The following is a 278-nucleotide window of genomic DNA, read 5'->3' on the forward strand; positions in this document are numbered from 1 at the left end:
CCCAGCCGCCCCTGTCGGTGCGGCCCTTGCCGGCCATGAAGTCGATGCCGTGGGCGATCAGCTTGTCGGCGGGGCCGTCCCACCCACGCTCCTTGGCGACGGCGAAGGCATAGACCTGGCGCGCCTGTGTTCGCATGCGCTTCGGCTTCATCAACGGTGACCCATCGAAGCCGAGCGCTTCGTGAAAGCCGCCATGGCGCTCGTCGACGCCTGACGTCGACCATAGCGGCAGCGTCTCGTCGAACAGCCAGTGATGCACACGCTGCCGCCAGGCGCCG

At 68.3% G+C, this 278-nt stretch carries 1 protein-coding gene; it reads right to left on the bottom strand.

Going from position 1 to position 278, the window contains the following annotated elements:
- Positions 1-278, bottom strand: a 278-nt coding sequence (locus tag EN859_RS37855) for an AGE family epimerase/isomerase (RefSeq protein WP_189502635.1), incomplete at both ends; no start/stop codon positions are given.

This window comes from Mesorhizobium sp. M00.F.Ca.ET.216.01.1.1, assembly GCF_004010325.2.
GTDB lineage: Bacteria > Pseudomonadota > Alphaproteobacteria > Rhizobiales > Rhizobiaceae > Mesorhizobium.